The organism is Geobacter sp. DSM 9736, assembly GCF_900187405.1.
Taxonomy (GTDB): domain Bacteria; phylum Desulfobacterota; class Desulfuromonadia; order Geobacterales; family Geobacteraceae; genus DSM-9736.
Genome location: NZ_LT896716.1, coordinates 852346 through 877571, shown reverse-complemented (window position 1 = coordinate 877571; position 25226 = coordinate 852346). Strand labels below are relative to the sequence as shown.

Sequence of the window (25226 nt, the reverse complement as noted above, 5' to 3'; positions counted from 1 at the left end):
TGCTTACCCTTTGTATGCTTCAACGTTTATTAACCCGGCCGCAATCAGTTTCCTGTTCCGGAAATAGGCGTAGATCATGGCGATTAGCGGAATCAGAATGAAGATCGCGGTAGAGACCAGGATGAAATAGGCCGATGTCAGGAAGACATTCTTGAAGCCCTGCACCCAGTTAAAGATTGCCGCTACCGTCTTCTCCGAAAGGCTTGCGTGGTAGAGCTTGGAGACGGCCCACGACACGTTGCCGTCGGAGAGGACCTTGAAGTAGACGAAGTGAAAGGCAATGAAGGCTACCACCGCCTTGAGGATAGCCCCGAAGGCCATTCCTCCTAGGAGGTTCGTTATCATCGCCCTGGTGTACTTGCCGATGTAGCAGGTGGCCGTTTTCGCCATGAAGATGGCGTAGCCGAGGGAGAACCCGAGGGCGAGCATGAATGCGCTGAACTTGTCGAAAAGGGAGGGATCGGCATTACCGAACATGGGGATGTATCGCTCAATCACTCCTATGGCCACCGGTGTCAGGAGCGCCGAGACCAATCCAGAGGCGAAGGCGCTCCGGAAACCGACTTCCATGAACTCCAGCCGCTGTTTGGTCGTCAGAAAGCGTGCGTGGATGATGCACCCACCCAGTTCGTTCGCGAAATTCTGGTCGATGTACGAGATCGCCTCCAGAAGTCCACGGGGGTGGATCTCGCTCCCCTGAGGGATAGGCATGATATCCTGAGTGTTATTGCTGCTGCGTGACATCTTTATTCTCCTCTCAGATCAGGGACGTGATCAGGTTCAAGACACCGCCGCCGTAGGCAACGAGAGCCGCAAGAAACAGGCATAGCGCCGCCAAGGTCGGATTTCTCTGTCGTACCCCGACCCAGAAAGCGAGGGCGATGAGCGAAATGAAGAAGAACCTGCCCCAGAAGCCGTAAAGGAAGGTGGCGAAGAGCTTCTGCCAGAATCCGGTGTACTCGGAGGGGTTCATGTAGTGAAGCGGATTGAATCTCTCGATAGGCATTGCCCTTCTCCTCACAATATCGGGTAGAGTCTTGCGACGACCCGACTCTTCTCCACCAGGCCGAAGTACCGTGAATCGTAACTGTCCTTGTGCTCGCCCATGACGAACATGAAGCCCGGCGGGATTCTGCCGTTGAATTCAAAATGCGGCATCTTCTCCCCTTTCCGGGAATAATCCTTTGCCATGCCGATATACTCACCGTTGCAGAAAAAGCACTTCGCGGCGTCCACGTTCAGGATATCCCCCTCGTCACACCGGATGATCTTGAAGACGTTGGGTACTTCGGGTTTCCCAACCTTCCTTGCCAATTCCTCGTCCACGAAATAGACGTACTCTCCCCGCTTCACATGCTGAGGGTCCCGGTTCACCCAGAACAGTCGATGATCGAGAGACGGAGTGAGGATAATGCCGAGATGGCGTGGAATTATGGTTTCGGTAGTAACTGCCGCAACTACGGCGATGCAAAGCCACCTATTCTTCCTGAGCTGCAGGATTTTCCTGCAAAGATCTGCGAAGTAGTTCTTCATACTGTTTCAGCTCTTCCTCGTGGCCAAGCTTGAAGACTTCGGCGTTGCGTATGGCCGTGTCCCCCATGATGACCACTCTGTTCCTGGGGATACTGTTCATCAACAGTTCGAGCCTATCGAAGGCCTTGCGCAGATCCTCGTCATTGATCTTTCCGTCCTTGTATTTGTAGCGCTGCAGGGTAATGTAGCCCTTCATGTCCACCGCCGCCACCTTCTGAGCCCCCCACCGGTCATAGGCCAATAGAGCGGCAGCGGAAATGGCAAGAGACACAAAAATAGATATTTCGACCACAGACAGAAAGCTCTGCCTAGCAATCTGCCTTGATGGACAATGTGCCGAAGCACCAGGTGAAAGTTCTTCTTCCGTATTTTCCAAAACGACACCTCTTATTTTGTTTATCTTGCCAAATGTCACTTTATATGAGACAATTTACCCACAAAGATCAAAGGAGGTTATATGGGTAACCCCGCTCTTGCTGAAATACTTGGATACGAGGAAGAGAACCGGACTCCTGTCGAGATTATCGAGCGAGGCCTCCCGTATGATGCAGTTGAGCGCCTTATTGAGGCTCTGGATCTGACTCTTGAGGATTTCTGCCACATAGTTCCCGTGTCTCGCCGTACCCTTGCCCGGTACCGGGGCGGCTCTCTCGATTCCCATCTTTCCGACCACGTCCTGATGGTAGGCAAGGTTTACGAACGTGCTGCCGAAGTCCTGGAGTCCCAGGAAAACGCTATCCATTGGCTTAAGACCCCTAACTACACCTTCCGCTTCAAGCGCCCCCTGGACTATCTCTCCTCGTTCACCGGTGCACAGGAGGTCCTTGATGAACTCGGTCGGCTTCAGCACGGGATTTTTGTCTGATGTTCCTGTACCGGATCGCTGAACAGCAGTTCGCCGCAGACCTGTCGGGTGAAGGCGCCAGACTGTATGGTGGCCGCTGGAACCCCAAGGGGATTCCGATGATCTACGCTGCGGAATCCGTAGCCCTGGCAGCACTTGAAGTCTTGGTCCGTCTCTCCACCCCTAAGCATTACTGCCGCGTGATCTATGAAATACCCGACACCGCAAGCATTGAGACAGTGACCGTTGCAGAGCTTCCCCCGACCTGGCTCCTCCCCCATCCCAACCCCCAGCTGATAGAGGTAGGCAGGAGCTGGGCGCATGGGAAAAGTTCCCTGCTCCTCAAAGTCCCCTCTGCCGTGGTTCGTGGCGAAGGATGGAATTACCTGATCAATCCCCTTCATGCCGAATTTCCTTCCGTAACCATTGCCGACACATCTCCATTTGAATATGACTTCCGGCTGACTGCCCGGACATAAGCCGATATGTACCTGTTTATTGCTGCGCATGCTTGATTACCGCATGGAGTGAAGAAGCTCCTGCCTCGCGGCTGATCATTTCCAAAATATATTCAAGTGAAGCATCACCATAGACAGTGTAAGCAGCTGAGACATTAGTGTCCCCCTCGCTCAACGCAGCATCCCCGGATTTGACACCTTGCGCAAAGACTACCGCCGGCACTCGATCGATTGCGTACCTCCGAAAAAGAAGTGGATCAACAACAAGATTCACCTGCCGCATCCGGCATTCCCCGTTAGAGAACGTGCACGAAACATCTTCCTGAAGGACATTACTTACGAAGTCGAGGGTAGGCTGGATCTTGCTCATTCCTCCCACGAATCCCCTCATCACCATCATGACCCGTGCATCCTTCATCACAGCTATCGATGAGGCATAATTTCGCAGCGTCGTGATCGGCATAGAGGACGATACAAAGAGATAAACCCTCTCCGAGTCGGCAAGCCTCCCCTTCCCTTCCCCTGCCGCACTGTCGGGGTAGAACCTGGCGAAGCTTTCCCCGAAAACCTGGGCCTTTATCCTGTCGGCCTCCCCCTTTACCCGTCCCTGGAATTCCTCGGACCGATAGAAGGAATCGAGCTTTCCTGCTGCTTCCTTCATTGCATCCTCGGCGGGGTTCTTCGGGAGCGTGAGCCTCCCCGCCACCTGGCCGGCCTTATTCAGGGTTTCCGAGAGATCGTGTGTGGAGATAGACCCCTCCTCCCCTGAGGCAACACCAAACAGGGGCGCCAACAGCGCCGCACAGGCAGTCAATTGAGCCCATAACCTACGCAACATACCCTCCTCCTTGTCAGCGACCACAAGAAATTGTCAGGGGAATTCGCCCCGGCCCCCCATGCAGGGTTCTTACCGGAACCCCAGATCATGGCTGGCCTGCCTATCGGGTTGCAGGCGGTGCCCCGGACAGGTCTGGCGATCTGGAGCCGATAGTTGCTCTTCACGAGGATAGGTGTGATGACACCGGCGGAAGAGCACTGGTTGATCCCGGTATCGAACATGAGCGATTCCCGTCCCAGCTTGAAAAGCATCCTCGCCGCAAGGCCCGCATTCACACTCAGAGGATCGCTGGAGTTCACGCTCCCGGTGAGCGGATAGAACGATCCCCACGAGCCCATGCACCAGAAAAGAGGATCGATGGGTGTCGTGACCGTAGCAGCCACGCTGTCCGCGACGCAGGCAACCTGCGAAACGGGGTTGGCGAACAGGAGCGCCTCCGGATTGATGATGAACGAGAGGCTGTCGTCGTTCCACATGGGATCTACTTCCGTCATGTAGGCAAGGTCGAACCCACCCTGTTCTGCACAGGGGAAGTCCATGAAGAGTTTCAGGATCGACCACGCCGGGAACGTGTAGTAGTGCACCTGCTGGAAGGAATACTCATTGTCGCTGTGCCCGGGCCCCTTGGACGTGCCGGAGGAGAACCCGGGTTTCGGATTCTCCATCCCCGTTCCCAGGATCGGGAAGCAGTACGGGTCCTTCACTGTCTCGATCATCCGGGCGTGCTCCCAGAATGCAACCGAGACGCCTGCGATGACACCCTGCTTGCTGTCGGGACAGACACAGGTAGGCGTAGTGATATTTCCAGGTGCGGCCTCCTGTCCCATGCCGAAGGAAACGCTGCCGATCTGCGCAGGGAACATGCACTGCCAGCAGATGTCGGTAACCGGATTTATGGGAGTACCCTTGCAGACTGAAGCAGCATGGGCAGTGTATACCGTCAGCCACATCATCGAGGCCACCGCAAACAGAGCAAGGTGGATTCGAAGCTTCATCATCGTGACCCTCTCCGCTTCCCTGAAACGTCCCGGCTCCGCTTAGACGGTAAAGGGAATTCATGGACGACCATAACGTTTCCTTCCTGCCTTACGACCGAGGGGACGGCCGATAGCTGCAACCGCTCAATGATGTTGCTGTTTGCGTAAAACAGAGGAACATCGAGCTTCTTTCCGAGCTTTCCGTACTGCCCCTCCGTGAGGAGAACCGTCACATCCATCCGTCCTTTGTATTCCGATCCGGCAAACCATTTCACCTGCTCCGGGTCATTGCCGTTGATCACGACAAGAGTCTTGGCGAATGTCACGTACTCGAGCGGGTTGAATCGGTAACCCTTCGGATAGAGAATCCCTCCTTTGCCATCCGGCACGTCCATCTGCAGCGTCCAAGTCATGTCCACGGCAAAGCTTCTGTCCCTTGCGGCACGAGGCAGGGTTACACGATCCCGCGGGCCGTCGTAATCCTCGATCTGTTTCCTTTTGATGACCTTGCTCCAGTCGATGTTCCTCGCTCGATCTTCGATCTCCGCAAGAGCATCTTTCTCGGCAATTTCGTACATCGCCCCGACAGTCCCCAGATTTCCTGCATGGACAACGGAAGCGGCTAAGACGGCCAATACCACGAGCAGAAATTTCATCAGTGGGCTCCCGTCGTTTTCCCGAATTGCTGCTGCACCTTGTTCCGAATCGTCGTCTGCGCTCCCTGGATCTTCGTGTCGAGATCCTTCTGAATGTCACCGAAATACTCGGAGAGATCGATGCGGGAGAAGTCGAGCGACTGGAACTCATCCGGCGTGAAACCGCGGCAGTTCGGAGAAACGGCAGTTCCCCAGCCGCCATCGGTGCCGAACGCCTGCAGTTGCGGCCTGCCCTGTTCGTGGATGATCCGGGCCATCTTCGTGTTGAAGCAGCAGTACCCCTTCGCCTTCTGGACGCAGCCGACGAGAGGCCACTTCTTCTCACAGTAGTCACCGATGTAGTGGCAGTCTTTCGCAGCCGCCTGCATCCCGGTCTGTATGTCCCCCTGATCGCATCCGTTCCCCATCAGGACCTTCATCACGACCATGACGACCACGGCAACTGCGATGGTGGCGGGATTCAGAAGAGCGCCGACATAGGCCTGCATTGCGGTACCAACCGCTGCGGCCCCGGTGCTTCCGCCGGCAGCCGCTGCCGAGACCCCGGTGGCAACGGCGCCGCTCACCGTAGTGGTTCCGGTGGCAGTAACAATTCCAACTGATGCCGTCCCGACAATCGGTGTGACCGTTGCCGCTCCGGTTCCTACCATGTATGAGTAATAGGCGACCTGGCCGATCTCGTAGGCTGTCTGAACCCCATTTGCCACCATGGAGATATTGCTCCCCATGTCGTCGGAGCCGACACTGTCGCTCTGGCAGCAGTCGTTGATCATCCCCACCGTTAGACCAGGCGGGCGGCAGCGGGATGCCTTGCCGTTGAAGACGAAGAGCTGGTCGAGACAGTTGCCGTCCTGGTCGCGCTGGCCGTCATTCTGCATCATCGACTCATCCATGGTGGTCGTCTCTTCCGTACCACTCGTACCGGCAGTGAAGCAGTGATTTGGCGAGCACTGCATGGTGCCGCTGTTGTTCATGCAGGTGTACTGGATACCAAGGGGACAGGTGTTCATGCCCAGATAGCAGGTATGAAACCTCGGGTTGTAAATCCCGTCGCCGGTGCAGGTGGGGACCGCCTCGCATTTGCCGATGGGGAGCCCGTTATACGCTGTGCCGGCCGGGCAGCTATGCTGCGTGTCGGAGACGCATTTGTCGAGGGTTGGGGAGTAGGCAACCGTGCTGCTGAGTGAATAGCTACCATCTTTCGGGCAGACTATCTCGTAGATGCATTTCTCTTGTGTCGACGACCAGCCGTAGGTGCCGCAATTCCTGGTGATGGTCGCACGGCACTCGTTGGCAGTGGCATCGTAAACACCAAGGTTGCAGACAGGAGGAGAGAAACATACCTCAGCGGAGCCGTCCCATGTCCACGATCCGCAATTCACGGTCGCGGCAGCTTCACACTTGTCGGTTCCGACGTTGAGTGTTCCACCGGAACAGCTGGCAGGCTGATAGCATTTGCCGACGCCGGAATCGAGAACGAGGGGGGAACTGCAGACGTTCGAGCCGCCATCGCAGAGATCGAGGGAAGCGCTGTAGCTCCCCCCGGTGGTACACGAGGGTGACGCCTGGCAGGTGGAACCGTTCAGGGTGTAACCGGATGGGCATGTGAGCGAGTATGACTGCTGGCAGATATCGAGCGAACCGCTCAGGGAGCCGACGCCACAGTTGGCGGTCTGATAGCATTGGCCGTAGGTGGCGCTGTAACTGTATCCGCTGGGGCATGAGTATGAGACGGGGTACGTGCAGTAATCAATCGAGCCATTCAAAGACCCGCCGCCTCCGCACGAAGTGGAAGCAATGCAAATGTTGCCGGAAACGGAATATCCGCTTAGGCAGCCGGCATTCGCAGACTGATAACAGACGTCGCGCGAGCCGTCGAGGACGCCGTTCGTGCAAGTCGGGGCAACGGTGCAATAGCCTATGGAGCTGTCATACGTCATACCACCCGGGCAGGAGGGAGTATAGCTTGTCCAGCAAACATCCCCCGAGACGCCGCTGTCCTGGAAGTTCCCGCCGGGGCAAGTGGGACTGGTCTGGACAAGGGTGTTGACGATGCAGGTTGTACCGCTGAGGGTTCCGCCACTCGGGCAGGTATATGTGGTAGTCCCACCATAAGTACCTGGCGAAGGAGCGACGTAGCCATTGAAAAAATATTGCGAGTTGATTACCAGCATTCTGGCGCTGGTGCTCGAATAATAGATTTTTTTCATACCCCCGTAATTCACAGGGCTTACGTAGCTGTGAAGAGGGTATCCTGACGAGACGAAAGCGAGATTTCCCGAGGGTGGATAGACATAAACAGGAATTCCGCCACTGAATGACGATGCTGCCGTGTATCCATAAATGATGGTGTGCCCGCTTCCGGAACTGCTATAGACATAGTCAAGAAATCCGGTGCTGGAAGTATAGATAGGCTTATTGAAAACTACGCCGCCCGTCACGACTGGAGTAGCTGGATAAGTATAGCTGGATCCGCTTTCACATTTGTTGGTGACAGGGTTATAGGCTCCCTGGCCGCATTGCGGGACGAGTTCGCACCGGCCTGTCCCGGCGTTGTAAGTATAACCTGCGGAACAGGTGGGGGTGTGACTCTGCAGGCAGACATTGTAGGTCGCATTGTAGGCACCCTGGGAGCAGACCGGTGTTTTCTCGCAGCGCCCCATTGCCGAGTTGTAGGAGTAACCAGCATTTGAGCAGGAGTAGCTTACGGGGGTTTCGCACCGGTCATTGACGGCGCTATATGTCCCGCCAACGCAGGAGGGGCTGGAGATACAGGTTCCATAAGTCGAGCTGTATGCGTACCCGGCCGGACAGACCGTTCCTGTTGAAGGAGTGAGGCAGAGATCATAGGTCTTACTGTAATTGCCAGGCGAGGAGCATGTCGGTTGGGCTTCGCATTTGCCACTAGCAGCGTTGTACGTCGTGCCTGCCGGGCATGAGATTGAACTGGTTGTCTCGCATGTATCGGTAGTGCCGTTGAGGCTTCCCCCGGACGAACAGCTGACCGGTGCGGTACATTTGTCGAAGACGAGGTTGTAGGTGTATCCGGTCGGGCAACTGCCGATGGAAACCTCGCAACGATCTCTGCCGGCATCGTATGCCGTTCCGGTCGGACAGTATGGCGTTGCCTCGCATTTGGCGCTGGATGCGTTGTAGGTAAAACCGGTCGGGCATTTCCAGGCGGGTGGAGTCTCACAGCGGTCCTTAGCCGGGTTGAGAGTCCCTGAACAGTTCGCGCTCATGCGGCAGGCGTCCAACGTGCTGTCATAGGTGTAGCCGGTTGGACACTCGTTCAGGACCAGCTTTTCGCACTGATCGGTCACCGCGTTGAATGTGCCGCCATCCGGGCAGGTGACTGGCTGGACGCATCGGTCGATGGAAGCATCATAGGTATAGCCTGCTCCGCATGTGACTCCGGCCGGGGCCTGGCACATGTCACGTGAGGTGTCCAACGCTGATCCGGCGGGACACACAGGGGAGGAGTAGCTTTCAACGCAGTTGACGGCGCTGATCGGGCAGAGAAGTCCCTGTGCCGTCTGGAGGCAGTTTGCGATCTCTCCCGGGTCGGCAGCATAGCCGTTACCATTCACATCCTGGCCGCATACGGGCTTCGCCAGGTCGGGATCGCCTGAACCGGTCGGCGGCGGGGTCGTGGTTGTACCGGTACCCGACTGTGGTTGGGAAAAATCGGTGGCACAGTCGAGGACTCCGTCGAACTGTACTATCTGGGCTGTTCTCAGCCCATCGAGCCCGCTTGTCCATGTGCCGTCCGCTCCCATGACGACGGCCTGCGGGTTCTGCCCCGTGTAAACCGGTGAGGGCCAGTTCGTATAGGGGAGGATCGATCCATCGATGGCGGTGAACCCGCCTGAGCCGTACTCTTTCCAGGCGTCTATGTAACTGCTCTTGGCAGTGGCTGAGCTTCCGAGATATTTGCCGTACTGGGTAAGGATGAACTGCTGGATCTCTGTGCTGGTTATCCTGACGGGGGTTGCGGCTCCGTACTGGCCAAGTGAAAGGAGATTTTTGAGGGAGCCGGTAGAGTCGCCGGTCAGCGCATACGCGCGGGTGATGTTGGCAGTAAAGTCGAAGAACGTCTCTGCGGCGGAAGTCCCTCCCGTCGCCGCCGATCTGGCAATAGCGTATGTCTTCCCGTTGTATGACTTGAACGAGACAAGGGCATCGCTGTAGCGGATGCTCGTGTTCGTGTTGATCGTGTCCTGGCAGCTCACGACGGCCAGGGCCGCCTGCGGAATACCCGTCAGGGTCAGCACGAGAACCGAATATATGACGGAATGGAGAAGCCTGAAGATCATCTGTCTTACCCCGACCTCACAAGGGCTTCCTGTTGCCGGTGGTGCAGATGGTGTCTTTTCCCGCAACCCGGAGCGTCTGGATGATCGTCGCCGCCTCGGCAAACTCGTTGATGCACTGGCAGTCCTTGACGATCTCCTCGCCGGGGCCTGCAGGGCAGTGATTGTCCTGGTCGCATACCCTGTAAAAGAAATCGTAGGAGGTCGCCGGATTCCTCATATCCGTCACGTCACCTGTGACCGTCACTTGGGTATCCGTCTTCGGAAGCCTGGTCTTGCAGGCCTGCTCGCACGTCAATGACGGGTCACGGCCAGGGAGGGTTATGCTGCCGTTGGACGCACTCCATCCCGTAGTCGTGAGCGTGTTGTCGTCGAAGTTGAGACTGGTGATATTGTCCGTGACGGATGGAATGACAGTGCCGAACCTGGTCCCGATTGCAGAGAAGTCGTACGCCTGGCTCCCGCAGACGTAGGTGCGTTTTTTCTGCCACCAGGCGCGGCAGATCGTATTGGTAGCGACTTCTCCCGTAAAGTTCCTGCAACTGGGAAGGGGCGAAAGACCGGTGGAATTGAAGTTGGTAAACGTCTGGACTCCGTCAACAGTCTCGCTCTGCAGGCGGCATGAAGAGTCGCTTTCAAGGGTCGCACACTGGTCATCCACCCCTTCGTTGTACTGGTCCGTCTTCAACTGGAAGTAATACCCCCAGTTGAAGGTGGGGGACTGGGCTCCGGAAGCAGGGCACGCCGTGCTTGTCTGGACGGGACTATCGAAGCCGTTGACTATCCCGTCCACCGACCCTGAACCGGAATTGCAGCCTGGGCCCGTGATGCTGGAGAGTGTAAGGTTCGCCTGCATCAGCTTTTCCAGCCGGTTCGGATCCGGCGGTGGAAGCACAACATCTTTGAGCACATGCCACCCGTTGCCGCCAGGGTTGTCTCCACAATTATGATGTGCAGCACCCAACCCGCCGGGGCCGGAGTCGATGTACTGGAGCTGGTAATCGTAGTCGCTCACCTTGTGCACCTGGATGAATATCAGATGGTCCGTACAAGCCTGTCCGGTGCCGGAATCGTTGATAGTCCTGGTGGTTGTCTCAACCGTGCTGTTACGGGTTATGGTGCAGGAACTCCTCTTGCCGCTTGCCTGGGCAGCGGCGCCGGAGTTGGATATGAGGTAATAAAGGCTTTGAGGATCGGTGGACTGAGCCATTGCGGCATTGTCCCGCGCCGATGTGAGTCCGCCCCAGTTGCTGTAATACCCGGTGAGCGTGCCGATCGTGGGGGAGGAGGTGAGTGAACTGATAGACCCGGCCGCCGTGGTCGTGCTTCCGGTCACACGCCCGAAGTAATCGATGGTCGTGAGATCGTAGCTCACGTTGGTTATGGTGAAGGCAGTGTTCCCATTATGGATGGCGTTGACGATCCCCCCTCCCAGATCCTGGAGGATGACTGAGCTGTTCGACCAGACGAGGTTGCTGCCGCAGCTCTGATTGATGCAGTAACAGCCGCCGAGGTCTGTGATGGAGGCGGATGCCTCCGCCAGCTTTCCATCCGGACCGGCCGCCCATTTGAAATACCGGCAGTGGTTCCAGGTTCCGGGATCACAGGCGATGTAACCGTTACCGCACACCCCGGACACGGGACGGGGAATGGTGTGGACGTTGTCGAACGCCCCATTCGTATCGAGATCCTGGCTGACCACTATCCTCTGCAGATCTCCGGTCCCTCCCGGCTGGATGAACACTTCCAGGAATTTCGCCGATGCCGGCGAAGTGATGTTTGCCTGGAAGCTCCGGGAACCATCCATGGTCTGCATCAGCTTCGTCGGACTCGTCATCGGCTGGGAAATGTTGAGGTTGGAGGTATCCTTGCTGCCAAATCGGGACAGAACATTCCGCGCCGACGCAGTTCCGCCCGACTTTCCATCCTCATAGCCACCGGCAAGGACGGCCCCTGTTATGAACGTGAGACAGAGGCTAGATGCCACGGTATTTGCGGACCATTTCGCCAATTGCATCCTCATAGCTCATCCCTGCGAGCACCATTCTGTCGATTTCAGCGATCTCTTCACCGTCCGAGGTGAAGGCATAGTAGGAAAATGGATCCACGGTAAGCCTGCCCACGCCTATACCCAGCGGGGTGTCCATGAAGATCTCGGAGTATTTCGGCCGAAGACTCTTCGTTGATTTCAGGATCTGCATGGTGAATTCGTCATAGTCCAGGACACCCTGGTTTCTTGCCTCCTCGAACGCCGGGGACTCCAGGAAGAACTTGAAGGCGGAGTTCTCCCGGATGACGTTCCCCACCGCCCCGAACCGCAGCGTATCGAGGATCGATTGGAGGCAGATGGTGAACGAGCCGTGGTACTTCCTCGCTCGCCGGTATCCCTCTTCGATCACCTGCTTGAGGGTCGAGCTCTCCCCAAGGAACTGCCATGCCTCGTCGAAGCAGACCAGACGCCGGTCCGAGCGGTCGGAGAGGTAGAGGTCCATGGTGACCGCGTTGATCACCTGGAGCGTGACTACACGGAAGAGGGACTTCTTCGGCAGGAGATGCTCCAGTTCCAGGACCACGAAGTCGTCATTGGAGATGTCGAAGGTGCTCCTGCCGTTGAAGAACCTGCCGAAGGCGCCGGAGCTCCTGAAGTCGTCCATGTTGAAGGCCAGCCTGGTCGCTGCCTCCCTGATCTCGCCGCCGGCAGCCGAATACCTGTCGAAGTTGGACAGGTATGCATGCACGGTGTCGATGCAGGCGTCTGTTCCCTCCTGGTTCCAGGCCCAGCGCACGGCCTGGGTGATGAGGGTCATCTCCGTCTCGCTGGGGCTGTTGTTTCCGGAAGAGAAGATCATCTGCGCCACGATCGGGGCGATGGTGGGGATGTCGTGCTCGACGTCGACGATGTTGGAAAACGGGTTCAGACAGACCTGTGACTCCTCGGAGAAGTCGAGGTAGCGGGCGCCGCAGAGGGTGGTCATCTTCTTGTAGCTTCCGCCGATGTCGATCACCCGGATCTTGGCGTTCATGGCGTAGTAGTTGAAGAGGAGATAGTTGAGAAAGAAGCTCTTGCCGCCCCCGGAAGTCCCGCAGATGAGGGCGTTATGGTTGTTCACCCCCTTCTTGTGGAAGATGTCGAGCCCGAAGAGCTGCCCTTTCCTGGCCGTGAACAGCATTGCCGGGCGTCCCAGTCCCGCGAAGTCCCCCTGGACGGGAAGGGTCACGGCAATGGAATCCACCGGCATCACATGGTCCCGGTCGAGGGTCTCCACATTCCCCTTCACGTCGTAGAGGCCGAACGGCAGCGACAGAAGGAAAAGGGGCATGAGAATTCCCCTGTCCTCCTGCATCACGAAGTTCTGCCCCTCCCACACCCGCTTTGCCCGGCTGACGGACTCGTTCACCAGCCGTTCATCGCTGCCGTAGACCCAGAGTGTCGGAATTACCTTCAGAAAAAGCGTCCCGCGTTCAAGTTCGTCGGCGGCCCACATGTGCTCTTCCTGTTTCCTCGCAAGGGAGGGAGCGAAGGAGCCAACACCTTTCTGCTGCAGGATCACGTTACATTTCGTGTGAAGCTTCCTTTTCTGGTTCTTCATCAGGATGTTGATGCTGAAGAGAAACGGCGTCCGTATCTGATCTCCGTCGGTGAGCTGCCCCATGATCCCGCCAAAGAGCTTGTTGGTCTGGATGATGCTCCCCCTTTTGGGGTAGACACGGGGAGTGATGCAGCGGAAATGCTTCCTGCCGATGTCGATGCGGGCGAACTTCGTCTCGACGGGGGTGGAAAAGAATACCTGCCTGCGGATTTCCTTTCCCTCGTCGTAATTGAAATTGTTGAGTGAAACCTCGTCGTTCAGAAGCCTGCGAAGCCAATCCAGCAGGATGGCAGGATCGACATTCCCGGGATGTAGACCCGCACCCTGCAGCGTCTCGTGTATCGTCCCGCGGATCTCGCCGAGATTGAGCTTCTCCATCTCTGAAACGGGGAATTTTACCGCCAGGAAGGAGCGGAAATTGCGGACGGGAATGCCGTTGAGACTGGCGAGCCCTTCTTTGCCCCCTTCGTAGAAACGGGCGAGATTGTCACTCACCTCCCGCACGAGAGTTGAACTCCGTGTCTTCATTGCACGGAAGTCTTCAAGGATTGGCTCCACGTGAGGGTCGGCGAAAAGGATGAACTGTACGACAGTCCTTTCCGGAACGTTCAGCCGGAAGAGCGCCTGCAGGGTCGTGATTGTCGTCTCCCCCGCAAAGCACATGGGCGAGCACTCCCACAACATCCCGACAGTGTCGTCGGCGTTGAAGTAGAAGCTCTCCTTTTCATCGTAGGCGATCCACGGAAAGAAACTGCCAAGCCTGTCCCGTTCAGATAGCCCAACGACTTCATCAACTGCCGGGCCGACCTCCGGGCCTCCGGCTGCTCGTGCAAACAGGCCCATGGCTATTCATCCTCCCCTTCGGCAGTGACAGAATCCCCCAGGATCCATCGCGGCTTGTCCACGAAGAAGTAGACGTAGCGGAGCATGTAGAACTCGTTGTCCTGGCCCGTGTACGGCAGAAGCAGCACACGCATGACCTTGGGTGGAGCGACAATCGGCGTCCGGGGTTCCTTGAGAAGTCCGTTGAACTTGTCGTAGAGAGCGGAACGATACTGGTTGAAGTTCGTCTCTTCGGCATTTCCTGGGGCGGGAGCTGTTGATGAAATTTCAGACGCTGTCTTGCCAGTATCGGCGGTGGCAGCATCGGTGCAGGCAGTAACCGGACCTTCTCCCTCTATCCCGCTGTAAACGGTGGTGCAGTCCGTTTTCGGCGCCGGCTTGGCGGGCTGCGGCCCGGCTGCATCCTCCATGTATACCTGGCGCACCGAAGCGCATTTCCCTTTGAAGGTATCCGGACAGTTGAAGTCGCTTTCATAGGGGTTGAACAGGGCACAGCCGCTGAGGAGCGCCGGTATGACGATCAGAAAGAGAGCCTTTTTCACTTTACGCCTCCCTTGCGTATCTTCTTTATCTCCAGGTTCACACCTTCACTGATCACGAGCGTCACCGGCTTGGCCGCGGAGACCTCGATCACCGGCATGGTCTGATGGGCCAGCTCCATGTAGAACTTCTCGATGTCCTTGAAACCCGCGGCGAGACCGTTCCCTACTCCGGCTTTAGCCAGATCAGTGGGACTGATTGTCTGGGTCGTTCCCAGAGGACTGATCGCAGTTGTGGTTGCAGAGGATTTGAGAACATCGCCCACTCCCCCGAAAAAGCCGGCGATCATCGACCTGGCGATCATGCTCCCCATCTTGGCGACGACGCGCCCGCGAAGGCCGATCTTGGAATCCTGGTCCACCACGAATCCCTTCACCTTCTGGTCGATAACCGCCCTCCCCTTCCTGTCGAGGCACGACAGGGAAACGAGCAGAAGTTCCGCACGCTCCGTAGCGAGGTTCCCTTTTCCATCAGCTATCACGTAACAGCCTTTGAGGTCGGCACGTACCGAGTTTGGGAGAAAGGCAGGCGTCTTTACCTTCAGGAGTGCCGGCACCGGGTTACCTTTGGCCTCCGACGAGGTAGGCGCGTCCAAGCCACTCAGGAGAATCGCCTCCATGAAAGAAGGGGGTAAATACAAGGCGGCCGGCTCTTTTTTTTTATCCTCAGACTGAGCGGTTTTCGGTGAGACGCCACTGGAGACAAAAGCAATGTCGCCGATTTCCGTCTCCGCAGGAGGCGCATTCAGCCCTGCGTGATCGGCCCCGTGCACAGGCACAGGCGGTGGCGGTGGTGGAGGAAGTGGTGTATTCGGAAGGGCCGGAGGCGGTGGGGGAATGACAGGATGGTTCTTTATTCCTTTGTTGCCCATAGAAGCATCTCCATGTTTGACCTGGGCTGTTTCTCCCTGTGCGACTGCGGGCTGCGCCGGGACAGGCGGCTGTCCGGGAAGAATTGCTGCACCTGCCTTTATGGCTTCTATCTGTTCCTTGTACTTTTTCAGCTCCTCATCCTTTTGAGAGAGCTCTTTCTGGGTCTCGAGCATCTGGCTCTTCTCAAGCAGTTTAGGCTCAAGAGCGAGAACTGACGGCTTTTTAGCCTCAGCAGGAGAGGCCGTTCTGTCACGGGTTACGAGGTACCCCAGTAAACTCAGAAAGAGGAGTCCACAGCCTACCCCGGCTATGGCGAGTTCCTTTCGCCTCTTAGAGCTAAGCCCGCTCCAGAAAACTTTGATCCTATTCTTCATCCTCAGCCTCCCGCCTATCTGCTGCCTCCTCCCCCCCTTTTGCAGGCGTCTTCTGTCTCTTTCCCGTGTCCTCAACTACCGGGAGATCGGATTCGAGCTTCCGGGAAAGCCCCTGCCGTTCACCCCGTTGCTCAACGACAAAGGCCCTTGTCGTATCGCCCGGACGAAGCACATGCCGCTCAATGGAAATGGCCACCGGATTCTCCACGAGTTCCGTCCTGATGAACATCTTCTCGTTCATCCTGAATTCCTTGGTGCCTTCTTTCAGTGACACCAGGTACTCCTTGATCCGTAGCCCCTCCCCTTCCACATCAACAACCCTCTTCAGGACCAGGCGGAGCTCACGGTAAGAATCGAAGCGCTGATCCTTTCCGGTGACGGTGTAAGAGTCGGGAATCTGCTCGGTATAGACATCCTGGATCGCCTTCAGCATCATCTTCTCGAAGGGAAGCCCGGCGTAGAGCGCGGCATTGTCCTTCATCTTTCTGATTTTGCCGGAGGAGAGCCTGATCGTCTGGGAGGGAATCCGCTGCGGAACGGCGACCATGGAGTAAGTTTCGTCACCACAGACGACGTAGAGTTCGGTCGGGGTGGTGGAGTAAACCATCTTGTCGGGGCGCTTCGTGACCTTGAATTTGACGAATGCATCTCTTCCGGTGATCTTTATGACCACCCCTTTTTCCGTGGAGGTAAGCGCATCCCGGATTACTGTGGAACAGGAGATACGGTTCACGTCGGAGCTTGAAAGGCGGATTTTAGTAGTAACTTCAGGAGAGACCACCATTGGCCACTCACCTTCGGCCCCCGTCTCGTCACTCTTGACATCCAAAGCGGCCTTGCGGTCGGTAGCGCCGGGTTCGAACGGCATCACGACATGATCCGCTGCAACTGCAATCGCAGGCAGCATCAAAGCGGCAATTATCAGAATCCTGTACATCACAATCCCTCTACTTCGTGCTTGTGTTGTTGCCGGTCGGCTTCTCGTAGAGCCGGGTCAGAATGAACCTTCCGTTATCGAAGCGGTACTCGACGAGGTAGACGGTCTGAATGATGTCTGCCTTCATCTCCCCGATGTAGGTCATCTTCGAGCCCTCGACCTCAATCAGGTTCTTATCCGGATGGCATGTCATGGTCTGGATGTGGAAGGCGCTGGAAGCCCTGGTGTTCTCGACTCTGTCGGCAAGCTCGTAGAGTTCCTTCCGTGCGTTCGGAAACCCCGCCGGGTCATACACTGCAAGCAGCTCGCTGAACTGGTTCCTGGCATTGGCAGGGTTGTAGGTGAGAGCAAGGCTGATGATGTACCGGGTAAACTCCCGCAGGTAATCTTCCGATGCCTTATCACCGCTGATCATTATCTTGGAGTTGATGACCGGCGGGACAAGGATCACCCGCTCCTTGTTCATTACCGTCACTACACAGAGCGAGAGAACGATAACCGCCGCCAGAAGCACCAGGACGGTGAACTTGAGCATCCGGTTCTCGGCAAATGTGTTTGCGGCTTTGCTGGTGAACAGCTGTAACTGCACCTGGTGCCTCCGTTTCAATCGATAAACTTGTTCTGGAAGAAATGCGGGTATCCTTTCAGCGGAGTAATCCCGATGAAGTAGAGGGTGTGTCTCAGAAATCCCCTCGGATAGCTTTTCTTCAGGCGGCTGTACCCCCATGGCAGGAGGAACATGATTATCCAGAAGAACCCGCCGAACCTTTGGGCAAGGACATAGCCGAGGACCATGAAAGCCAGTTCGTCCGACTCGAACATGAGAATCTGAAACGGCTTATTGAGATACTGGGGAAACCTGACTTCGTTCATGACGTCTCTCGGATACTTTGGATCAGTAAATTGCGCCCAGTGCGGTCACCATATTGGATACGTTGATCAGCACTATCGCCGCGGTAAGACAAATGAGCCCCGGAACCATCTGCTGCTTCACGAGGAGCATGATGGTTATCAGGAAAAGGAGAATGGCCGCGATAGCACCAAAGGGGCCCTTCAGAATAGTTGTGACAAGGAAGTTGTATGCCTCGTAACCGAAGGAACCGGCTGCAGGAGCCGTGATGGCCATGGCCTGAGTCGCCAGGAAGGTCGAAATTGAAGCGACGACGGACGCTGCTACAAGCTTCTTGAACCTGTGATTCTTCATTTTTTGCTGCTCCTTTTATTGTTTGATTTCCTGCCTTTGCTCCTGTTGGTGAAGTCCGTCTTTCCCCTTCCCCCCCTTCCCTTCGAGAAGTGCCGCGATACGGGGGATGTCCGCGCCGTTGACAGAGTTACCGTCTATCCAGATGGCAGGCGTTCCCTGCACGCCGATACTCCGGGCGATACTCTCCATTTCCTCCAGTTGCCCACCTGCCCCTTCACCCTGCGGAATCGTCTTACCATCCAGCGAACCGCTGAAAACCTCACGAAATGCATGCTCCTTCTCCTTGTGCGACAGGATGTAGCGCGACTTTTTCTCCGAGTCGGGGTGAAGCTTCCTGAGCGGGAAAAAGAAGATGTACCGGGAAACGTCCGTACGCTTTGAAAGGAACTCGTCAACCTTTCTGCAGTAACGGCAGTCGGGATCGGTGAACTCGATGACGCGGTGAGGTCCGGAGCCGATCCTCAGCGCCTTGTCGAGAGGAATGCTCTTCACCTTTTCTGCAAGGACCTGTTCTCGCACCTCGGCAGTGAGGTTCTTTCCCTCCCTGCTCCACAGCTCGCCGAACATCAGATAGCCATCCGGGCTGAAATAGAAAACCTGGTTGCCCGCAACAATCTCGTACAACCCCTTGACTGGCGATTCACTCACCCTGTCCACTCTCAGATTGGGGAAAGTCTTCAGAAGGGCATCCCTTTCGGTTTGGAAATTGTCATTGGCTATGGAGATTCCTGCTGTCGTTACTACGATCAAGACCAGGCCACCGACCTTCGTTCCGAGATTCCTGTACTTCGCTCGCCTCACTCACCCTCCTTTTCACGAGCGGTTATCTCAACCCGACGGTTGAGCCGCCTGTCGTCGGACACCGCGCAGCACTTGCCCAACCCTCTGACTTTCCGAACCCGAACGCCCTTCGATTCCAGATACCCGGCAACCCTTCGTGCCCTGCTGAACGACAAGCGCAGGTTATGAGCAGCACTGCCGAGGTTGCATGTGTAGCCATCGATGTTCACTGCCGTCCCTGCCGGAATACTGCTGATAACCTCCTCGAGCTTTGAGCGTTCAGTCCCCGGCAACACCGCGCTGTCCAATTGAAAATGTATGGTTCCCAGCAGTGTAGCCCCGGGTTTGCTGACTTCACGCACTGCTGCGGTTCTGATTGGTGTTTCCGTTGGCTCTGCCTTCTGCCCGAAACGGAGTGCCAGTTGAGGAGGCGCAGGCAGTGCGGAAATGTGATCGTCAGGACAGTTGGAACAAATGGCAAAAACATCATCGGTCTGCGCTTTTGCTACTTCGAATGAATACTCGAAGGGTCTTTGCCTGATCTCAGCCGCATTGACGGTCGCCGGAAGTAGAAGCATGAGTACGGCAGCGATTGGCTTCCCGGGCATGTGTCCTCCTGAAAATCGTGCTCATATGGATAATCTATGAGGGGGGAAGGTAGAGGCAGCTGAATGGTTTGGATTTGATGAAGTAGACGGCGGGGGGGGTAGCGAAGCAGAGTGATTAACCGAAGAAATTGATTCAGCGAGATACGCGGATGCCGGGGACATTGATCCCTCGGCATTTTTCGTTTTACGTGGAGCTTTGTGAGCCGCAAACATGCCGTTAATCAAAAATAATATTCTGTTCTTTCGGTGAGATACATCCACTTCCTCTGACTCATAGGACGTTTCGCCTTCCCCCCTCATAGAGATTTAAAACAGGAGGAAACATCCGGAATGGAGGAAAGACAATGGAAGCACTTATGAATCAGCGGGATCTGATGGAATTCATGAAGATATCGAGGGCAACCCTCTGGAGAATGCAGAAAAAAGCGGATTTCCCGAAGCCGGTAATGCTTATGAACGGTGCCAAACGCTGGCGCCGGGAAGAAATTAATTTGTGGCTGGATGCGAAGAAGCAAACGACCTCCGGGGAGGCCTCTGTTGCATGACAAAACCCGACGGAATACCCAACCTCTTCTTTTCGCTACAGAGACTCCCAGCATATCGGACTCCTTTGAGCAGATCCTGGCGAGCTTCGCTTCGAAGCCGAAATACCTTCCCGAATGGCCCGAAGGTCAGAGGGCAATGCCGAACGAGATTCTTCGCTCCGCCCTCTTCAACTGCCGCAACCGAAAGCAGGCAAGAATGTTCATGAAGGATGCGGAAATCGCCGTGATCGGCGACGGCCAGGTCATGTACCGCGGGGAGGAGTTGCGCCAGGACGACGAACTGGTCTGGCTCCACCTCATGCACCTCGCCAAGAAAGTCCACTTGGGCGCTTGCGTCGACTTTACCCCCTATTCCTTCATCAAAGCACTTGGATGGGGAATCAAGGGGCAGAACTACGAACGGCTTCGCACCTGCCTGAGCAGGATGCAGGCAACCGCCATCAGGATCCAGTCGAAGAGGCTCGGCTGCTTCATAAGTGTGTCGCTGATTCAGAAGTTCAGGTCCAGGAACGACCGGGACGAGACGCTGCCACGGTGGGAGGTGTGGGTCGGAGAGGAGATGAGGCTCTTGTTCGACGAGGAATTCCTGACGAGGGTGAACTGGGAGGTCAGGAGGTCTCTGCCTGACGGAATCACCTCCAAGCTTTTCGGCTACTGGGCAAGTCACCGCCAGCCCTTTCCGGTAAAGATCGCCACCCTGCTCCAGCTTTGCGGTTCAGGGATGTCGCAGAAGCACTTCAAGGTGGAGTTGAAGAAGTCTCTCGGCCTGTTGGTGCAAATAGGTTTCCTGGAAACATGGGAGTTCAGGGAAGACTTGGTGGTGGTCAAGAGGAGGTGTTGACCTTTGACCGACCGACTACTGACCCATGACCGACCGGGTATTGACCTTTGACTTACCGGTACTGACTTATGACCGACCCGATTACTGACTTTTGACCGACTGGACTGTTGACCTATGACCGACCGGCACCTGCCGGATTCGCCAAATGATTCATGAAATTACGAACTTTTCCACACCCCACTAACCCTATTTAACCTTCTTTTAACCAATAAGAAGGAACGGAGACTATCAGGAAGATGAACTGCCCTTTACCGTATGAAATGACGAAAGCGGTGATTTCGTACTTACGCCGCATAGGAAAGACTGTGGCATGCGTTGGAGGCACGACCATGCTCATCGATGGGAGTCCTAATCACAACACAATTAGGGAAGCTTGCTTGAATGGAGGCATTTACATGACTGATAATGGATTTATTAACGTATGCGGTACAAGAATCGACTTCGACTTGGACAGGACAAGAGTCCGCCGAAGGATTGAAGACCATCTCCGTAAATCGGCATCAAATCAAGATATTGTACGTATCGCAGCATGTCTGGGCATAAAATTAAAGTAGGTTACGTGAGCCTAATCACAGCAACAATCTCTGCATTCAGAAAAATAGGAGATATAGCCCCTTCCATAAGCACTGAACCAGGACGGTAGCTGCCCCATTTTCCGGTTCAGCAAAATGAATTGCAGTAGGAGATAACACAACCTGGCACGGCCAGGCTCAGAAACTTTGAGCACAGGCAAAGCCGGTCATCGGAGAACACCTCCGTTGACCGGCTTTTTTTTTGGAGTACGGATGGATTTTCTTGAAGCAACGGAGTGGGTCAGAAACAACGAAGCGATCATCAGAAACAAGATTTCGAAATACCGCAGATTCTCTCCATACGAAGAGAGCGATTACATGCAGGAGGCTTTCGAAGCGGCAATCATAGCCGCAACAAAATGCCGAACGAAGAATATACGGTTCGAAGCAGCCTTCTGGGTCACCTTCCGCAATCAGATAAGCGTCGTTACACCGAACAACAGCAAGACTCATGGTTCCAATTCTGTCCCTTCGCATCGCTGTTCAGTAGATATCGAAACCATCACCGTCAGGACCAAAAGAGGCAGGAAGCGGAGGCCGGACGTCGAGGTGATCTATGCCTCCATCTGCGATTTCCTCACCAAGAGGGAACGGGAAATCCTCTACATGTCACTCGGAATAGCTGACGAAGGTACTCTTTCCAACAAGGAAATCGCCAGGCGCCTGGGATGCTCGGACATGAACGTTCGCGACACCCTCGACAGGGCCTTCAGACGGATCAGGCGCCTCATCGACGAAGGGAAGATAGATCCGAAATCGCTGCGGTAAACCAGAAGCTTCTAACAGATAACACCATGAACCTTGAATCAGCGTTTCAGACGTACCGGCCGATTTCACGAAAGGTGCTCAGGAGGCTGGCTTATGATGGCCTCATAGCATTTCCCCTCTCCGAGGCAGATCAGTGCCTAATGTCGGCTCTCTGTCGCATCTGGACAAGTGAATGGTACGTATCCCAGATGAACAAGGCATTCCGGCTGGACAAGAGAGCAGTGATGCTGGCTTTCCCTGAGTTCGGAAAGATCGATCGCTATGTCCTCAGCTCATACCTGAATCTGAAGCCTCACGAGAAGCTTTCGGTTCGGAAGGTAGCCGAGCGAATCCGAAAATATTTCCACTTGGAGTATTCCGAGGACGAGATCAAGCGAATCCGTCAGATCGCCTACAACCTGCGTCGCAAATCCCGAGGGAGTGCAAGGAAACAGCTCATTCTCCAGTTTGCCATGCTGCAGGAAGCTTATGAGGACAAGGAGGGAAAACATCTGTCAAATTTTCCAAGTAACAAACTTTCTCTTAATAAGGAGATATAGAAAGTTTGTATTACGGCAAAACCCGGCAAGCCGGCAGTGAACAGGAGAACAAATGCGAATCGAAGATCTCGAGGAGTTACTCAACAGCCGCATCATAGCGGCATATTCGGGCGGCATGAGTGTCGTCGAAATCAACAGGGCACTGGGAAGGAGCCGGGTCGAATTCGTTCATGGCTTGCTCCGGGACACCGGATATATCCAGCCAATGGCCAGAAGTGAATATCGGAGGACCTACGACATCGATTTTCGTTTCAGTTCAGTTCTTCGCAAAATGGGGTACTCATTTGGTCGCTGGTGCCTGGGGTGGAAAATGGATCCGTCTTCCGCTGCGGTGGATTTGAAAACTCAGCCTAAAAATGGAGAGATAACTGCTGCCCACGAGGCATTAAGGCGGGATTTTCCGGAGGTGCACTTCAGGATCTTCGGGGGACCGTCTCCCAAAAGGAGACCGAGGGCAGGTGAATTTTCATCTCCGCCTACGGTAATGATAGCGTGGGACATGACACGGGACGGCTATGTGGCAAAGATCGTGGAACATCCGACTGTTGAGGAGATAGGTGTTGATTGGGAGCACGCTGTGGAAAGGATCAGGACAGCGTACGGTCTTTTCGAAAGGATTACCAAGCTGAATAAGGCGATTCGGTTGAAGGCTACGGAATAGGCCACCAGTGTCGGCGCCATATTCTGTGCCTTTTATGGTAACCGGCTTTCCACGGTATCATCGATGGATACCGTTTTGGTACCAAACAGGGTGCCTTCACGACCCCTGAACCCTCCGTTACCCTAATAGTAACCATTTCAGGAACCATTCACCTTCCCCCTTCATAGAGTAATAAGTGAGGGAGTCATGTCCCATCCAAATGCGGAGGAGGCAATAATGGGGGTGCTGGTTTGTGATCTTGGTTTTTCTTCGGCGAAGTGGATCTACGGAGAGCGCAAGGGGAGGATAATCTCCGCCTTCAGCTACAATGGAGAGAATTTGATCATCGGCGAACAGGCGCTTTTATCGTCAGGGTCCTCCTACCTGAAAACAATGGAGGAATTGGTAAGGTTTTACCCGGTGTTTGTCGAACATTGCCGGAGAGCTGCTGCGGCCGAGGGAGATATAAACCTTGCCGTCGGGCTGCCGTACTCGTACTGGCAGGAGCAGCATAAACCCGGTGGAACGGTACCAGCCCTGGCAAAATCGTTGACCTGCGATGCTGTCAGGGACGTCTGCATTTTCCCTCAGGGTCTTGGTGGACTCAGGGCGTATCTGGATTCATTGAATGAGCGTCCATCGGGGAACGTGCTCGGCATTGATATTGGGTTCAATACAATTATCTTCACGCTGTTCTCGCCCGAGCGAAAGCAGATCATTCACGGCAAGACCCTCAACAAGCGCGGCGTCTATCAGATGGCGACAGGTTTCCTTCTCCCCCGAATCAAGAGCCTTGCCCCATCAGGAACCTTCACGCCGGTCGAGATTGCCTTCCTGATCGAAAAGGGCTACCTGCAATACGGCTTCGAACGTTATGATGTCACGAGGGAAATCAGAGAAGCGGGCATCGCGTATGTTGAGCATATTATCCGGGACATCGAGGGGGAGTTGCAAGCCCATGTCGGCATGCACGCGGATTTTGAGCGCGTGCTATTATTTGGTGGTGGAGCAGCTTTCTTCAAAGAAGGGTTTCCTGCGAAGAATATCGAGGTAGTTATTTTGCCTGAGCCTGAATTCGCAAATGCGAAAGGATTTCTGTCTCTTGCCTGCGGGAAGTGAACCTTCGATGCCACAGTATATAATCAAACTGAATCCCTATGATCCTGCCACCATTGATGTATTGGAGCAGTTGCGCAAAAGCCGGAAGTTAGCTGCGTTTACGAACGAGGCTCTCAAATTTTTTCTGCAATCAGAAAAAGGGACACAGGTGATCAACCTGATGATATGCCGAAAGCCGAATCATAATTGTGCCTGCGCCATTGATGAAAAACCCGACGCCTTCGGCCATCCTGCGAAGAGTGGCACTGAATTGTCCTCAGGCCCGGCACAAGGTAAGTGTATGAGTGTACTTGAAGAAATTCTCAAGTAAACCACATGAGCTGCTTACGTATTGGTTATTCCAGGAAGCGAACTTAATTGAATATTAGAGTCCGGAGCGCCATTGACCCGGACCTACTGCAAGGGGGAAACTATTTGGCGGGTTGAACAAGATATGCGCCGGCACTGCCCTTTGCAATATCTCCAACCTCAATGTCGCCTTTTACGACCTCTGCCTCAAAATAATGCTCGCCGATGAAACTCAGCACCTTGACTTGTCCGATCTCCTTGGCCTGACCGGTCCGTGTTGCCTGACGGGATACGGTGAGTACATCGCCGATGGAAATCTCCTTACTGGCTTCTACTGATCCGCTATGAAACAGATGAACCTTGCTGCCCATTTTCATAACCACTTCGCTCTTTACCTTCTTTTCGGCCGCATCAGACTTTACGGGAGCGGCCAAGGAAATACCAAGCGCCACGATTCCTGCTGCCAACATAATAATTCTCATCTTTTCCTCCTTTTTGAGTGATAAATCAGTTGCCTTTGATACAGATAACTTTTCTCACCTCCTTT

General features: G+C 55.1%; 28 protein-coding genes. 9 read left to right on the top strand and 19 right to left on the bottom strand.

Annotation, left to right across the window (positions count from 1 at the left end; all coding sequences use genetic code 11):
- Window positions 1-3: 3 nt before the first annotated feature.
- The 4 genes from CFB04_RS04140 to CFB04_RS04125 are packed head-to-tail and all read right to left on the bottom strand — an operon-like array spanning window position 4 to window position 1825.
- Window positions 4-744: a hypothetical protein gene (locus CFB04_RS04140; protein ID WP_088534099.1), complete on the bottom strand. Its 741-nt coding sequence runs from the start codon at window positions 742-744 to the stop codon at window positions 4-6.
- 13 nt (window positions 745-757) lie between these two features.
- The gene (locus CFB04_RS04135; protein ID WP_088534098.1) at window positions 758-1006 is read right to left on the bottom strand and encodes a hypothetical protein; all 249 of its coding nucleotides are present in this window, start codon (window positions 1004-1006) and stop codon (window positions 758-760) included.
- Window positions 1007-1017: 11 nt separating this feature from the next.
- A complete protein-coding gene (locus tag CFB04_RS04130) occupies window positions 1018-1533 on the bottom strand; it encodes a S26 family signal peptidase (RefSeq protein ID WP_088534097.1) in 516 nt (171 codons plus the stop codon).
- Window positions 1478-1825, bottom strand: a complete 348-nt coding sequence (locus tag CFB04_RS04125) for a hypothetical protein (RefSeq protein WP_197692565.1) — start codon at window positions 1823-1825, stop codon at window positions 1478-1480. Before CFB04_RS04125 ends, CFB04_RS04130 begins: the two co-directional genes overlap by 56 nt.
- Window positions 1826-1990: 165 nt before the next feature.
- Here CFB04_RS04125 and CFB04_RS04120 point away from each other — a divergent pair, with 165 nt between their 5' ends.
- Both CFB04_RS04120 and CFB04_RS04115 read left to right on the top strand, forming a co-directional pair.
- Window positions 1991-2398, top strand: a complete 408-nt coding sequence (locus CFB04_RS04120; protein WP_088534095.1) for an antitoxin Xre/MbcA/ParS toxin-binding domain-containing protein — start codon at window positions 1991-1993, stop codon at window positions 2396-2398.
- Window positions 2398-2856 (top strand): RES family NAD+ phosphorylase, encoded by a 459-nt coding sequence (locus CFB04_RS04115; protein WP_088534094.1) that lies wholly within the window; start codon window positions 2398-2400, stop codon window positions 2854-2856. The genes CFB04_RS04120 and CFB04_RS04115 overlap by 1 nt, the downstream gene beginning before the upstream one ends.
- 16 nt (window positions 2857-2872) lie before the next feature.
- Here the strand turns inward: CFB04_RS04115 and CFB04_RS04110 are convergent, their stop codons facing one another.
- The 14 genes from CFB04_RS04110 to CFB04_RS04045 are packed head-to-tail and all read right to left on the bottom strand — an operon-like array spanning window position 2873 to window position 19367.
- Entirely contained in the window at window positions 2873-3673 is an 801-nt protein-coding gene (locus CFB04_RS04110) for a type-F conjugative transfer system pilin assembly protein TrbC (RefSeq protein ID WP_088534093.1), read from the bottom strand.
- Entirely contained in the window at window positions 3646-4671 is a 1026-nt protein-coding gene (locus tag CFB04_RS04105) for a TraU family protein (RefSeq protein ID WP_231934365.1), read from the bottom strand. Before CFB04_RS04105 ends, CFB04_RS04110 begins: the two co-directional genes overlap by 28 nt.
- Window positions 4668-5306 carry a hypothetical protein gene (locus tag CFB04_RS04100; protein WP_088534092.1) on the bottom strand — a complete coding sequence of 213 codons (639 nt, stop codon included), beginning with the start codon at window positions 5304-5306 and terminating at the stop codon, window positions 4668-4670. Before CFB04_RS04100 ends, CFB04_RS04105 begins: the two co-directional genes overlap by 4 nt.
- Complete coding sequence (gene traN / locus CFB04_RS04095; RefSeq protein ID WP_088534091.1) at window positions 5306-9622, bottom strand: conjugal transfer protein TraN; 4317 nt, start codon at window positions 9620-9622, stop codon at window positions 5306-5308. The genes CFB04_RS04100 and traN overlap by 1 nt, the downstream gene beginning before the upstream one ends.
- Window positions 9623-9638: 16 nt before the next feature.
- Window positions 9639-11636 (bottom strand): hypothetical protein, encoded by a 1998-nt coding sequence (locus CFB04_RS04090; RefSeq protein WP_231934457.1) that lies wholly within the window; start codon window positions 11634-11636, stop codon window positions 9639-9641.
- On the bottom strand, window positions 11596-14052 hold the full coding sequence (locus tag CFB04_RS04085) for a TraC family protein (RefSeq protein ID WP_088534089.1): 2457 nt from the start codon (window positions 14050-14052) through the stop codon (window positions 11596-11598). The genes CFB04_RS04090 and CFB04_RS04085 overlap by 41 nt, the downstream gene beginning before the upstream one ends.
- 2 nt (window positions 14053-14054) lie before the next feature.
- Window positions 14055-14594: a type IV conjugative transfer system lipoprotein TraV gene (traV, locus tag CFB04_RS04080; RefSeq protein ID WP_088534088.1), complete on the bottom strand. Its 540-nt coding sequence runs from the start codon at window positions 14592-14594 to the stop codon at window positions 14055-14057.
- Window positions 14591-15838, bottom strand: a complete 1248-nt coding sequence (locus CFB04_RS04075; RefSeq protein ID WP_088534087.1) for a TraB/VirB10 family protein — start codon at window positions 15836-15838, stop codon at window positions 14591-14593. Before CFB04_RS04075 ends, traV begins: the two co-directional genes overlap by 4 nt.
- Window positions 15828-16775: a type-F conjugative transfer system secretin TraK gene (locus CFB04_RS04070; RefSeq protein WP_088534086.1), complete on the bottom strand. Its 948-nt coding sequence runs from the start codon at window positions 16773-16775 to the stop codon at window positions 15828-15830. Before CFB04_RS04070 ends, CFB04_RS04075 begins: the two co-directional genes overlap by 11 nt.
- Before the next feature lie 10 nt (window positions 16776-16785).
- On the bottom strand, window positions 16786-17364 hold the full coding sequence (locus CFB04_RS04065; RefSeq protein WP_088534085.1) for a type IV conjugative transfer system protein TraE: 579 nt from the start codon (window positions 17362-17364) through the stop codon (window positions 16786-16788).
- A gap of 14 nt (window positions 17365-17378) precedes the next feature.
- Window positions 17379-17648 carry a type IV conjugative transfer system protein TraL gene (gene traL, locus CFB04_RS04060; RefSeq protein ID WP_088534084.1) on the bottom strand — a complete coding sequence of 90 codons (270 nt, stop codon included), beginning with the start codon at window positions 17646-17648 and terminating at the stop codon, window positions 17379-17381.
- 22 nt (window positions 17649-17670) lie between these two features.
- Complete coding sequence (locus tag CFB04_RS04055; protein ID WP_088534083.1) at window positions 17671-17979, bottom strand: hypothetical protein; 309 nt, start codon at window positions 17977-17979, stop codon at window positions 17671-17673.
- A gap of 15 nt (window positions 17980-17994) precedes the next feature.
- A complete protein-coding gene (locus CFB04_RS04050) occupies window positions 17995-18780 on the bottom strand; it encodes a DsbC family protein (protein WP_088534082.1) in 786 nt (261 codons plus the stop codon).
- The gene (locus CFB04_RS04045) at window positions 18777-19367 is read right to left on the bottom strand and encodes an OmpA family protein (protein ID WP_088534081.1); all 591 of its coding nucleotides are present in this window, start codon (window positions 19365-19367) and stop codon (window positions 18777-18779) included. Before CFB04_RS04045 ends, CFB04_RS04050 begins: the two co-directional genes overlap by 4 nt.
- Before the next feature lie 344 nt (window positions 19368-19711).
- Here CFB04_RS04045 and CFB04_RS04040 point away from each other — a divergent pair, with 344 nt between their 5' ends.
- The 7 genes from CFB04_RS04040 (at window position 19712) to CFB04_RS04005 (ending at window position 24701) form a co-directional block, all read left to right on the top strand.
- Window positions 19712-19912: an AlpA family transcriptional regulator gene (locus CFB04_RS04040; RefSeq protein ID WP_088534080.1), complete on the top strand. Its 201-nt coding sequence runs from the start codon at window positions 19712-19714 to the stop codon at window positions 19910-19912.
- The gene (trfA, locus tag CFB04_RS04035) at window positions 19905-20753 is read left to right on the top strand and encodes a plasmid replication initiator TrfA (RefSeq protein ID WP_231934364.1); all 849 of its coding nucleotides are present in this window, start codon (window positions 19905-19907) and stop codon (window positions 20751-20753) included. Before CFB04_RS04040 ends, trfA begins: the two co-directional genes overlap by 8 nt.
- A gap of 785 nt (window positions 20754-21538) precedes the next feature.
- Entirely contained in the window at window positions 21539-22093 is a 555-nt protein-coding gene (locus CFB04_RS04025; RefSeq protein ID WP_088534077.1) for a sigma factor-like helix-turn-helix DNA-binding protein, read from the top strand.
- Window positions 22094-22119: 26 nt separating this feature from the next.
- Window positions 22120-22632: a hypothetical protein gene (locus tag CFB04_RS04020; RefSeq protein ID WP_197692562.1), complete on the top strand. Its 513-nt coding sequence runs from the start codon at window positions 22120-22122 to the stop codon at window positions 22630-22632.
- Window positions 22633-22684: 52 nt separating this feature from the next.
- On the top strand, window positions 22685-23293 hold the full coding sequence (locus CFB04_RS04015; RefSeq protein ID WP_088534076.1) for a hypothetical protein: 609 nt from the start codon (window positions 22685-22687) through the stop codon (window positions 23291-23293).
- A 318-nt stretch (window positions 23294-23611) separates the two neighbouring features.
- Window positions 23612-24391 (top strand): ParM/StbA family protein, encoded by a 780-nt coding sequence (locus tag CFB04_RS04010; protein WP_231934363.1) that lies wholly within the window; start codon window positions 23612-23614, stop codon window positions 24389-24391.
- 7 nt (window positions 24392-24398) lie between these two features.
- Window positions 24399-24701, top strand: a complete 303-nt coding sequence (locus CFB04_RS04005; RefSeq protein WP_088534074.1) for a hypothetical protein — start codon at window positions 24399-24401, stop codon at window positions 24699-24701.
- A gap of 100 nt (window positions 24702-24801) precedes the next feature.
- Here CFB04_RS04005 and CFB04_RS04000 read toward each other — a convergent pair whose 3' ends face one another.
- Window positions 24802-25161 carry a hypothetical protein gene (locus CFB04_RS04000; RefSeq protein ID WP_088534073.1) on the bottom strand — a complete coding sequence of 120 codons (360 nt, stop codon included), beginning with the start codon at window positions 25159-25161 and terminating at the stop codon, window positions 24802-24804.
- Between the last annotated feature and the right edge of the window lie 65 nt (window positions 25162-25226).

Excerpts from the sequence above, each read along its gene's own strand:
- CFB04_RS04140 (WP_088534099.1), bottom strand. The coding sequence starts at position 744 with ATGTCACGCAGCAGCAATAACACTCAGGATATCATGCCTATCCCTCAG.
- CFB04_RS04135 (WP_088534098.1), bottom strand. The coding sequence starts at position 1,006 with ATGCCTATCGAGAGATTCAATCCGCTTCACTACATGAACCCCTCCGAG.
- CFB04_RS04130 (WP_088534097.1), bottom strand. The coding sequence starts at position 1,533 with ATGAAGAACTACTTCGCAGATCTTTGCAGGAAAATCCTGCAGCTCAGG.
- CFB04_RS04120 (WP_088534095.1), top strand. The coding sequence starts at position 1,991 with ATGGGTAACCCCGCTCTTGCTGAAATACTTGGATACGAGGAAGAGAAC.
- CFB04_RS04115 (WP_088534094.1), top strand. The coding sequence starts at position 2,398 with ATGTTCCTGTACCGGATCGCTGAACAGCAGTTCGCCGCAGACCTGTCG.
- CFB04_RS04110 (WP_088534093.1), bottom strand. The coding sequence starts at position 3,673 with ATGTTGCGTAGGTTATGGGCTCAATTGACTGCCTGTGCGGCGCTGTTG.
- CFB04_RS04105 (WP_231934365.1), bottom strand. The coding sequence starts at position 4,671 with ATGATGAAGCTTCGAATCCACCTTGCTCTGTTTGCGGTGGCCTCGATG.
- CFB04_RS04100 (WP_088534092.1), bottom strand. The coding sequence starts at position 5,306 with ATGAAATTTCTGCTCGTGGTATTGGCCGTCTTAGCCGCTTCCGTTGTC.
- traN (WP_088534091.1), bottom strand. The coding sequence starts at position 9,622 with ATGATCTTCAGGCTTCTCCATTCCGTCATATATTCGGTTCTCGTGCTG.
- CFB04_RS04090 (WP_231934457.1), bottom strand. The coding sequence starts at position 11,636 with ATGCAATTGGCGAAATGGTCCGCAAATACCGTGGCATCTAGCCTCTGT.
- CFB04_RS04085 (WP_088534089.1), bottom strand. The coding sequence starts at position 14,052 with ATGGGCCTGTTTGCACGAGCAGCCGGAGGCCCGGAGGTCGGCCCGGCA.
- CFB04_RS04075 (WP_088534087.1), bottom strand. The coding sequence starts at position 15,838 with ATGAAGAATAGGATCAAAGTTTTCTGGAGCGGGCTTAGCTCTAAGAGG.
- CFB04_RS04070 (WP_088534086.1), bottom strand. The coding sequence starts at position 16,775 with ATGTACAGGATTCTGATAATTGCCGCTTTGATGCTGCCTGCGATTGCA.
- traL (WP_088534084.1), bottom strand. The coding sequence starts at position 17,648 with ATGAACGAAGTCAGGTTTCCCCAGTATCTCAATAAGCCGTTTCAGATT.
- CFB04_RS04055 (WP_088534083.1), bottom strand. The coding sequence starts at position 17,979 with ATGAAGAATCACAGGTTCAAGAAGCTTGTAGCAGCGTCCGTCGTCGCT.
- CFB04_RS04045 (WP_088534081.1), bottom strand. The coding sequence starts at position 19,367 with ATGCCCGGGAAGCCAATCGCTGCCGTACTCATGCTTCTACTTCCGGCG.
- CFB04_RS04040 (WP_088534080.1), top strand. The coding sequence starts at position 19,712 with ATGGAAGCACTTATGAATCAGCGGGATCTGATGGAATTCATGAAGATA.
- CFB04_RS04025 (WP_088534077.1), top strand. The coding sequence starts at position 21,539 with ATGGATTTTCTTGAAGCAACGGAGTGGGTCAGAAACAACGAAGCGATC.
- CFB04_RS04020 (WP_197692562.1), top strand. The coding sequence starts at position 22,120 with ATGAACCTTGAATCAGCGTTTCAGACGTACCGGCCGATTTCACGAAAG.
- CFB04_RS04015 (WP_088534076.1), top strand. The coding sequence starts at position 22,685 with ATGCGAATCGAAGATCTCGAGGAGTTACTCAACAGCCGCATCATAGCG.
- CFB04_RS04005 (WP_088534074.1), top strand. The coding sequence starts at position 24,399 with ATGCCACAGTATATAATCAAACTGAATCCCTATGATCCTGCCACCATT.
- CFB04_RS04000 (WP_088534073.1), bottom strand. The coding sequence starts at position 25,161 with ATGAGAATTATTATGTTGGCAGCAGGAATCGTGGCGCTTGGTATTTCC.